This is a genomic window from Christiangramia qingdaonensis, assembly GCF_048381525.1.
In the GTDB taxonomy this organism is placed as follows: Bacteria; Bacteroidota; Bacteroidia; order Flavobacteriales; family Flavobacteriaceae; genus Christiangramia.
In genome coordinates this window covers 259,717-269,043 of record NZ_JBLWIM010000015.1, presented here as the reverse complement: position 1 = coordinate 269,043, position 9,327 = coordinate 259,717, and the positions used below count along the sequence as shown (strand labels likewise).

Here is a 9,327-nt window from a genome sequence, read left to right as displayed (position 1 = left end):
CGAATATCTTAACGGCTGCGGCTGTGTCATTTCTAACCATGACGACGTTCGCACAGAAGGACCAGGTTAAAAATGCGGAAGACGCTATTGAAGACAAAAACTTTACTGAAGCTAAGGCTCAGCTAAAAGTTGCTGAAGCGAATCTTTCCGAATTAAACGATAAATGGCAAGAGAGATTTTACCTATATAAAGGTAAAGCTTATTCTTCTGGAAATCCTACGAATGAAGATGTGCAAACAGCGGCTATTGCTTACGCTAAAGCAGTAGAACTTGGAAATGAGGATGCTTCCGCAGCACTGACTAAAATGAAGAATGATCTTATTAACTCTGCAATTGAAGACCAGGGGAAAGAAGATTACAAGTCGGCAGCAGATAAATTATACACAAGCTACCAAATAAGCAAGCAAGATACTGTATATCTATATTATGCTGCTAACAATTTAGTGAATGCTCAGGAATATGGTAAGGCTGTTGAATATCTTGAAGAACTAAGTGATCTTGGTTACGATGGTTCAGGTAAGTCTTATACTGCCGTAAATATTGAAACTGGGGAAAAAGAGAACATGGGTTCTAAAGAACAAATGGATCTTATGGTAAAGACAGGACAATATAAGGATCCAAAAGTGGAGCCAATTCCTTCTAAAAAAGGAGAGATCGCTTCCTTAGTTGCCAGAATTTATATTAACCAGGAGCAATACGATAAGGCTATCGAATCTATTGACGCTGCAAAAGCTGCAAACCCGAATGATGTAGATCTATTACTTTCAGAAGCAAATATGTACTACCAGATGGGTGAGAAGGAAAAAGCTATCTCAATCCTGGAAGAAGCTGGAAACATGGATAAATCCAACCCTGGTGTATATAACAACATCGGATTGATGTATGCTGAAATTGATAATACTGAAAAGGCTGTAGAAAGTTATAAAACTGCATTAGAGATCGATTCAGAATACAATGAAGCAAGAATCAATATGGTTGCTGCAATGTTAGGTGAGGAGAGAGCACTTATCGATGAGATGAACAATCTTGGTATGAGCAAAAAGGATAATGCCCGTTATGATGAACTTGATGCTCAGAGAAAAGACCTTTACAAAAAGGTTTTACCATACCTTGAAAAAGCTATGGAAGTAGATCCAGAAAATAAGGAGATCGTTAAAACAGCGATGAATTTATATACCAATCTTGATCAACAAGAAAAAGCAGATGCTTTAAAGGATAGGTTGTAATCAATATAACTAATCACACAAAAAACCCGCTGAAATTTCAGCGGGTTTTTTTATATCATTATTTAGTGAGAGTTAATGCAACTAGATGATCTTTTTAATGACACGCAGTTTGTGAGTATGCTTTTGAAGTTCTGTACTAAATATACCTGAATGGTCTATTCTGTCAATTCGAACTTTTCCATCTACATGAATGATATAGTTGTCCTGCATCATCATTCCCACATGGTTAATAACTCCATCCTGATCATCGAAAAATGCCAAATCTCCGGGTTCACTTTCTTCAATAAAACTAAGAGCTTCTCCTTGTTTAGCCTGTGAAGCAGCTTCCCTGTCCAGTTTATATCCATTAATTCTATATACAGCCTGAGTAAAACCAGCTGCATCTATTCCGAATGGAGTTCTGCCACCAGAAGTTTGAGGAGTATTAATAAATAAGCTGGCTGTAATAATAAGGTCTGACTTTGTGCGTCCGGAAGCATTATCATATTCTCCTTCGAATTTATGATTCAGCTGCTCTGAAAATCTAACTGAGCTACCCAAAACTATGGGCATAAGCAAACCTTTTTCATCTGTAATAAATTCGATGAGGTCTGAGGATAATTGAAGAGTCTGATTATCTAATTTTTGATAGTCAGATTCTTCAATCATTCTATATTGCTTGTTATCAATCCAGGCTTCGAAGCTGTCATGAGAATTTCTAATCTTGCTGAAGTGTGCTCTTCTTTCAAGAATCTTGAAGTGTTCACCATACAAAATTTGAGAAACCATTTCACCTTCTGCAGATGATGAATTTCTAAGCGGAACAATACTTAAATGGCAAATTCCATATTGCATCTACAAAAACTTGACTTATGAATGACGTTCTATAACCATTGCTGATGCTCCACCGCCACCATTACAAATCGCTGCGGCACCAATTTTTCCATTATTTTGTTCCAGTACGTTTAGTAGCGTGATTAGAATACGAACTCCACTACATCCAAGTGGATGTCCAAGCGATACTGCACCACCGTTAACGTTTGTATTCTTGTCTGACAATCCTAAGATCTTCATGTTCGCAAGTCCAACTACGGCAAAAGCTTCATTAAACTCAAAGAAATCAACGTCATCAAGGCTAATTCCAGCTTTCTCGATAGCTTTAGGTAAAGCTTTAGATGGAGCAGTAGTAAACCACTTTGGTTCTGTAGCAGCATCAGCAAAACTTTTGATTGTAGCTAAAGGCTTTAGTCCAAGTTCGTCAGCTTTTTCGCGGCTCATCAAAACTACAGCACCAGCACCATCGTTGATGGTAGATGCATTTGCAGCGGTTACTGTTCCATCTTTAGAAAAAGCAGGTCTTAAAGAAGAAATCTTGTCCATTCGAACATTCTTAAATTCTTCATCTTCATTTACGATTACAGGGTCACCTTTTCTTTGAGGAACCTCTACAGGAACTACTTCATTGTCAAATTTCCCATCCTTCCAGGCCTGAGCAGATCTTTCGTAAGATTTTCTAGCAAAATCATCCTGATCCTCACGTGAAAAGTTATGTTCAGAAGCACATAAGTCGGCGCAAACACCCATTGCATTATGATCATAGGCGTCTACTAAACCATCCTTTTGCATTCCGTCTTCCAAAGTAGCAGGTCCAAATTTCTTCCCGTTTCTCATGTGAACATAATGAGGGATCAAACTCATATTTTCCATTCCACCGGCAACAACAATATCGTTATCACCAAGCATAATAGATTGAGCTGCCTGCATTACTGTTTTCATACCGCTGGCACATACCTTATTTACTGTAGTACATGGAACAGAATCAGGAATTCCGGCACCAAGTGATGCCTGTCTTGCGGGTGCCTGACCATTACCGGCTTGTACAACATTACCCATCAAAACTTCCTGAACCATTTCAGGTTTTAGATTGATTTTATCAAGAGCACCTTTAATGGCTATTGAGCCTAATTTAGTTGCAGGAATGCTAGATAAGCTACCAAGAAAACTACCAATTGGAGTTCTCGCAGCGCTTACTATAACTACTTCTTTATTCATATATGTAAATCTTATTATTTCGAGTGTGGCGAAGTTAGTGATTTTATAAGGAATTTAATAACCTAAGCTCAATGAGCCCTATTTTTACTACATTTGAGCATTACCTCAATATATATGAGCGATTTCGTAAACAGGCTTTACAAGAATCAGGCACTTTTTTATAAAGTTTTCCTATTCATACTTACTTCAGTTTTGATCGTTTACCTACTACCAAAAGGAGGTAAATTCAAGTACGATATTCCGAAGGGGAAACCGTGGCAGTATGAGAATTTATATGCTCCATTTGATTTTGCCATATTAAAAACCGATGAGGAGATTTCCGCAGAACAGCAGGAAATCCAGAAGGCTCATATCCCTTACTATAATTTTGATGCCGAAAAAGAGGAGCGAGTAAAAAATGATGCTCTTCAAGAGGTCAATAATGTTTTTGCCGACACTACTTTAAGGGTTTATGAAACGATTGTTGATAATTTTGTTCAGAAAACGGTTGGTAAGATCTACCAGTTCGGACTGCTACAGGAAAGTGAACGATTAGAACCTGATCAGCTGGTATATTTACTGAAAGGTAATGAAGCTTCAGAAGTTGAATATAGTCGTATTCTGAAACAGGGTCAGATTCGCAGTTTTCTTAGCGAGGAGATTAGCAGTGCAGGATTCAGTTCTTTTAAAACCGAATTGCTTGAGGTCTTCTTTAATTCCGTAGAGCCTAACGTAACTTTTAATAACGAGTTAACCCAGAAAGAGCTTCAGAGTAAGCTGAATAACATAAGTTATACTCGTGGTATTATTGAGCAGGGAAGCAGAATTATAGCAAAGGGAGAAGTGGTTGAAGGAAATAAATATCACATCCTTAGATCCCTGAAAGCTGAGTACGAATCACAGGTTTGGAGCCAGACGAATTATAACTGGATTATCGTTGGTTACAGTACGCTGGTGGCGCTGGCTTTACTCATGTTGCTGTTGTTCATGCGTAAGTATCGCACCAGTATTTTTGAAAATAATGTGAAGGTAACTTTCATATTTTTCAACATCATTTTTATGGTCATGCTTACCACCTTGGTAATAAATTTTGACATCAACTACGTCTATGTAGTGCCTTTATGTATTCTTCCGCTTACCTTAAAAGCTTTTTTTGATGCAAGATTAGGGTTGTTCACGCACGTGATAACGGTACTTCTTATAGGATTTATTGTCCCAAACAGCTATGAATATATGTTTTTACAGATCATAGCGGGTATTGTGACGATCTTGACCATTAGTGAACTTTATAAAAGAGCGAACCTGTTCATTTCTGTAGGGCAGATTACGCTGGTATATATTATTGCCTATTTCGCATTTACGATCATTCAGGAAGGAACGGTTGATGATATTAGTGCTGAAGTGTTTCTTACTTTTCTACTTGGTGGACTGGCGACTTTGTTTGTTCAGCCCCTTATATATGTGTATGAAAAGATCTTCGGAATGGTATCGGATATGTCACTTCTGGAACTTTCAGATACTAATTCCAAATTACTGAAGCAACTAGCTGAAAAAGCACCAGGAACATTTCATCATAGTTTAAATGTTGCAAATCTTGCCGAGGCTGCTGCAAATGAGATTCAGGCAAATGCAATGCTGGTTAGGGTTGGAGCTTTATACCATGATATTGGTAAAATGCACAATCCAACATATTTCACAGAAAATCAAACTACGTCGGTCAATTCCCATGATGAGCTTTCACCTAGAGAAAGTGCACAAATTATCATTGAGCATGTGATTAAAGGAATTGAGATCGCGAAAAAGAATAATTTACCAGACAGGGTGATTGATTTTATACGAACTCACCATGGAACCAGCACCGTTTACTATTTCTATAAAAAAGAGAAGGAAAGTAATGATAACGCTGCTCCAGATGACTTTAAATATCCTGGTCCAATTCCTTTTAGTAAGGAAACAGCCATCCTGATGATGTGTGACAGTGTAGAAGCTGCGAGTAAAAGTTTGAAGGAACCAACCGCTGTCCTTATCGATAGTTTTGTTGAAAAGATCATCGATAAGCAAATGGATGAAGGTCAGTTTTTAAACTCTAATATTACGTTTAAGGAAATCCAGACCATAAAAAAGATCCTGAAACGGAAGTTGAAAAACATCTACCATCTCAGGATCGAATACCCGGAATAAGAAGTTTCTAATGAACTTCTTTTATTTCCTGTTCTTTGCCGTTGAATGAAAATTTATCACCCGCTTTTTTACCTTTCATTTCACTGAAAATTGGAGCATCTGTACTAATTGCGTAAACTGAGCTACCTTCCTCCATTTCAATTTTACCTAGAGCGGCAGATATAAAGTAATAGTTCTCATTGGTTTCTACAATACTCCCAAAATCAATAGCTTCCGTGTAATGATTACGATCAATTTTGCTTAGTTTTTCTTTCATTTTCCTTGAATTATCCAGGTATTCCGCATACTTTTCGAAGTCACCGAGTAATTGCCCTTTGCTATCGTCCTCATCATAATCTGTATGAGCATCATTGTTCTCCATGGACTGCTTGATCTGGTCCATTTCATTTTGATATTTTTCGATCTGTCTATTTACCGTATCGAGACATTTGTTGAATAATTCTGCTTTATTAGCTACCATTTTATTTAATTTCAAGATTGGAATTAAAATTAATTAAGCTAATAGTCATAGCCGAGCAATTAGCAAATATTTAATATGCGCATCAGTCGAAATAAGTCTATTTACTTATATATTTACTATATTAGCCTTTAAGCTTATTTTTAATAATAAATGTTATGATTGCAGTTATCACCGCCGACTTGCTTAATTCCACCAAATATTCAGGTGAATTACTTACCGAGGTTCTTGATATTCTCAAGGAAGAGATAGAGGGAATTGAAACCAAGTATAAGAATTCTAAATTCGAATTGTATAGAGGTGATAGTCTACAAGGTATAATTAATCCTGTTTCTTCTTTTCGAAGTGCTTTAAGAATTAAGACTGCTGTTAATAAATTACGATCTCAGGAAGCTATTGATTGTAATTCCTACCGCATCGAAGCTGATCTAAGAATATCAATAGGTATTGGAGCTATAGAATTTGAAAGAGATTCGATCATGGAATCAAACGGGGAAGCTTTTCAATTCTCTGGTCGAACCCTGGATGAAATGAAGAAGACCGGCAGGAAAATGATACTGAAAACTGGAATTGAGGAGGTGAACAATGAATTTGATAACGTATTTTTATTATTCGATACCATTACCGATAAATGGAGTAGTGCTTCCGCAGAAGTTATCTATTATCTGCTAAAGGAAATGAAGGAGACTGAAATTGCTGAGGCATTGGGTATTAGTCAGTCAGCCGTTAATCAGCGTAAAAAAGCTGCAGGTTGGGATGCTATCCTGGGATTGATAGCGCGATACGAACAAGTAATGAAACAACATTTTATAGATGGAGAATAGTATTTTAATTCTTTTACAACTATTACTGGCACATGTAGTAACCGATTTTGTACTGCAACCTACTAAATGGGTGGAGCATAAAAGAAGGAAAAAAGGCAGATCACGCTTCCTCTACCTACATTCTATCGTAGCGGGGATTCTAACATTTATCTTCCTGGCAGATCCTGAACTCTGGTATATTGCAATATTTATAGGTGTGACTCATTTTATTGTAGATTTATGGAAACTACAGTCTGGAAAAGATACCCTAAAAATGTTCGTGCTGGATCAGCTATTTCACTTAATAGCTATCATCTTTGCCTGGCTTTATCTCACAGATAATTTCAAAAACGTGATCTTGTTTTTGCAGGAAATGATCAATTCAACTTCAATCCTTGCAGTCATCATGGGATATCTTCTTGTGATCTTTCCTTCTGGATTTTTAATTGGAAAAGCTACTAGTCGCTGGCAAACAGAAGTCAAAGATGATCTTCAGAAAAATAGTCTCGATGCAGCTGGCCGTTATATTGGAATTTTTGAAAGAATTCTTGTGCTCACGTTTATTCTCACCAATAATTTTTCAGCAATAGGATTCCTGATAGCCGCAAAATCGATTCTTAGGTTTAGTGATAAGGCTGAAACTGGAGCCAGGAAACAGACCGAATATGTTCTGGTTGGAACGCTTATGAGTTTTACTATCACGGTAATCGTAGGCTTCCTAGTACGCTACGTCATGTTTTTCTAGTAGTTGAATACTACTCTGTATTCTTTCACGAACAATATTCATCATTCGCTTGTTCAATGCTGAACTATTGAGAATATATGTATCGTACTCTTGGATAGTAAACTGCCCGATGATCGCACCCTTTAAACTATTTCTAAATTTTATATCCTTCTGAATTGCAGTTTCAACATAGATCATCCTGCGTTCCAGTTTCAATTCGTAGAATTTATTCTTGTGCTTTTTAATATAATTTCTAAACATTGCCAGAAATAGATCATTCTGAAGCTTAGCAATAGGACGAAGAGTTTTATTTTGAAAACGTTCTTCATCGCTCATATTATCAGTGATTTTGGCAGAAGGAATCTCGGGCCTCAGTTCCAGCAATTTTATGTCTCTAGGATTCATGGCAAGTAAGTTTTATTAAATATATGCAATAGAGATATCTCAACCAGTATGCCATCAGTTTAGTTGTAAACCGTTTATAAACAACTACGAGTTAAATCCTTCTTAATCGAACTTGGGAGACACCTTCAAGTTCTTATATTTAAAATAAAAGCTAAGAAAAATCATGTTAGAATCTAAGAATCCATATACCGGTGAGACCATTGAGAAATTTGAAGAACTCACTAAAGAACAGATCGATGAAGTTTTAGAGAATGCCCAACAGCGATATAAGCTCTGGAGAAAAACTAGCATGGATGAACGTGCAGAATTCATGAAAAATGCTGCGGAAGAGCTCAAGGCTAATAAGAAGGAATACGCCCGGGATATAACACTTGAAATGGGGAAGCCAATTTCTCAAAGTATTTCTGAAATTGAAAAATGTGCCTGGGTTTGTGAATATTATGCCAAGCATGCTGAAGAACATCTTGCTAACAGGCTAATAGATACAGATGCTCAAAAGAGTTATGTTAGTTATGAGCCTATTGGAGTAGTCCTGGCTGTTATGCCCTGGAACTATCCATTCTGGCAGGTGTTTAGATTTGCTGCTCCCGCTTTGATGGCCGGTAATATAGGTGTTCTCAAACATGCCAGCAACGTCATGCGCTCTGCAAATAATATTCAGAAGGTATTTGAGAGAGCTGGTTTCCCTAAATACTGCTTCCAGAATATGCCGGTAGGAAGTGACAAGATCGATGCTGTCATAAAGGATAAAAGAATAAAAGCAGTTACTCTAACAGGTTCCAAGCCTGCAGGAGCTGCCGTGGCTTCCACCGCTGGTAGTGAGATAAAAAAATCTGTACTGGAATTAGGGGGTAGTAATGCACTGGTAGTTTTCGACAACGCAGATATTGACGCTGCGGTTGAAACCTGTATTCAAGCAAGATTTCAAAATACAGGACAAAGCTGTATTGCAGGAAAGAGACTTATTCTTCAGGAAAATATCGCAGAAGAATTTACAAAAAAGTATGTTGATAAAGTAAAGGAACTCAAAAGTGGTGATCCTATGCACGAGGATACTTTTATTGGTACCATGGCCAGAGTGGATCTCGCGGAAGATCTTGAAAAACAGATAAGAGACTCTGTGGATGCCGGAGCCAAGATTCTCATTGGTGGTGTAAGAGATGGAGCTTATATGCAGCCTACAGTATTGGATAATGTTACTCAGGAAATGGCGGTATTTAAAGAAGAAACCTTTGGACCGGCAATTGGTATTACCAGATTTAAAACTGCGGAAGAAGCGATAGATCTTGTAAATAGCTCAGATTTTGGTTTAGGGGTCTCAATTTTTACAGAGGATATCGATTTTGCGAAGTATATAATTCCAGAATTCGAAGATGGAGCAGTATTCGTCAATGAGCTTGTTAAAAGTGATCCTCGACTTCCATTTGGAGGTACCAAAATTTCAGGTTACGGTCGTGAACTTTCATTAGACGGTATTCAGGAATTTGTAAATAAGAAAACAGTCTATATAAAATAAACTTT

General features: G+C 37.4%; 9 protein-coding genes. 5 read left to right on the top strand and 4 right to left on the bottom strand.

Annotated elements, in window-relative coordinates:
- Positions 1-1,226 (top strand): tetratricopeptide repeat protein (locus ACNI3T_RS12580; RefSeq protein ID WP_418228099.1); only part of this gene is annotated, 1,226 nt, incomplete at its 5' end.
- An 81-nt stretch (positions 1,227-1,307) separates the two neighbouring features.
- On the opposite strand, the gene ACNI3T_RS12575 is transcribed toward ACNI3T_RS12580, so the two are convergent.
- Positions 1,308-2,060, bottom strand: coding sequence for a C40 family peptidase (locus ACNI3T_RS12575; protein ID WP_418228098.1), 753 nt, complete (start codon positions 2,058-2,060; stop codon positions 1,308-1,310).
- Positions 2,061-2,075: 15 nt separating this feature from the next.
- A complete protein-coding gene (locus tag ACNI3T_RS12570; RefSeq protein ID WP_418228097.1) occupies positions 2,076-3,257 on the bottom strand; it encodes an acetyl-CoA C-acyltransferase in 1,182 nt (393 codons plus the stop codon).
- Positions 3,258-3,371: 114 nt separating this feature from the next.
- Here ACNI3T_RS12570 and ACNI3T_RS12565 point away from each other — a divergent pair, with 114 nt between their 5' ends.
- Positions 3,372-5,417 carry an HD family phosphohydrolase gene (locus tag ACNI3T_RS12565; RefSeq protein ID WP_418228096.1) on the top strand — a complete coding sequence of 682 codons (2,046 nt, stop codon included), beginning with the start codon at positions 3,372-3,374 and terminating at the stop codon, positions 5,415-5,417.
- Positions 5,418-5,424: 7 nt separating this feature from the next.
- Here ACNI3T_RS12565 and ACNI3T_RS12560 read toward each other — a convergent pair whose 3' ends face one another.
- Positions 5,425-5,877 carry a transcription elongation factor gene (locus ACNI3T_RS12560; protein WP_418228095.1) on the bottom strand — a complete coding sequence of 151 codons (453 nt, stop codon included), beginning with the start codon at positions 5,875-5,877 and terminating at the stop codon, positions 5,425-5,427.
- A gap of 155 nt (positions 5,878-6,032) precedes the next feature.
- Between ACNI3T_RS12560 and ACNI3T_RS12555 the strand changes: the two genes are divergently transcribed.
- Together ACNI3T_RS12555 and ACNI3T_RS12550 are read left to right on the top strand one after the other, a co-directional pair.
- A complete protein-coding gene (locus ACNI3T_RS12555) occupies positions 6,033-6,698 on the top strand; it encodes a hypothetical protein (protein ID WP_418228094.1) in 666 nt (221 codons plus the stop codon).
- Complete coding sequence (locus ACNI3T_RS12550; protein WP_322300291.1) at positions 6,688-7,422, top strand: DUF3307 domain-containing protein; 735 nt, start codon at positions 6,688-6,690, stop codon at positions 7,420-7,422. Before ACNI3T_RS12555 ends, ACNI3T_RS12550 begins: the two co-directional genes overlap by 11 nt.
- Here ACNI3T_RS12550 and ACNI3T_RS12545 read toward each other — a convergent pair.
- A complete protein-coding gene (locus ACNI3T_RS12545) occupies positions 7,396-7,806 on the bottom strand; it encodes a glyoxalase (protein WP_418228093.1) in 411 nt (136 codons plus the stop codon). The genes ACNI3T_RS12550 and ACNI3T_RS12545 overlap by 27 nt on opposite strands.
- A 163-nt stretch (positions 7,807-7,969) precedes the next feature.
- Between ACNI3T_RS12545 and ACNI3T_RS12540 the strand changes: the two genes are divergently transcribed.
- Positions 7,970-9,322 carry an NAD-dependent succinate-semialdehyde dehydrogenase gene (locus tag ACNI3T_RS12540; protein ID WP_418228092.1) on the top strand — a complete coding sequence of 451 codons (1,353 nt, stop codon included), beginning with the start codon at positions 7,970-7,972 and terminating at the stop codon, positions 9,320-9,322.
- The last annotated feature ends 5 nt before the right edge of the window (positions 9,323-9,327 follow it).

Bases quoted from the DNA above. Each gene is read 5' to 3' on its own strand.
- ACNI3T_RS12545 (WP_418228093.1), bottom strand. From the start codon at position 7,806: ATGAATCCTAGAGACATAAAATTGCTGGAACTGAGGCCCGAGATTCCT.
- ACNI3T_RS12550 (WP_322300291.1), top strand. From the start codon at position 6,688: ATGGAGAATAGTATTTTAATTCTTTTACAACTATTACTGGCACATGTA.
- ACNI3T_RS12565 (WP_418228096.1), top strand. From the start codon at position 3,372: ATGAGCGATTTCGTAAACAGGCTTTACAAGAATCAGGCACTTTTTTAT.
- ACNI3T_RS12555 (WP_418228094.1), top strand. From the start codon at position 6,033: ATGATTGCAGTTATCACCGCCGACTTGCTTAATTCCACCAAATATTCA.
- ACNI3T_RS12570 (WP_418228097.1), bottom strand. From the start codon at position 3,257: ATGAATAAAGAAGTAGTTATAGTAAGCGCTGCGAGAACTCCAATTGGT.
- ACNI3T_RS12575 (WP_418228098.1), bottom strand. From the start codon at position 2,060: ATGCAATATGGAATTTGCCATTTAAGTATTGTTCCGCTTAGAAATTCA.
- ACNI3T_RS12540 (WP_418228092.1), top strand. From the start codon at position 7,970: ATGTTAGAATCTAAGAATCCATATACCGGTGAGACCATTGAGAAATTT.
- ACNI3T_RS12560 (WP_418228095.1), bottom strand. From the start codon at position 5,877: ATGGTAGCTAATAAAGCAGAATTATTCAACAAATGTCTCGATACGGTA.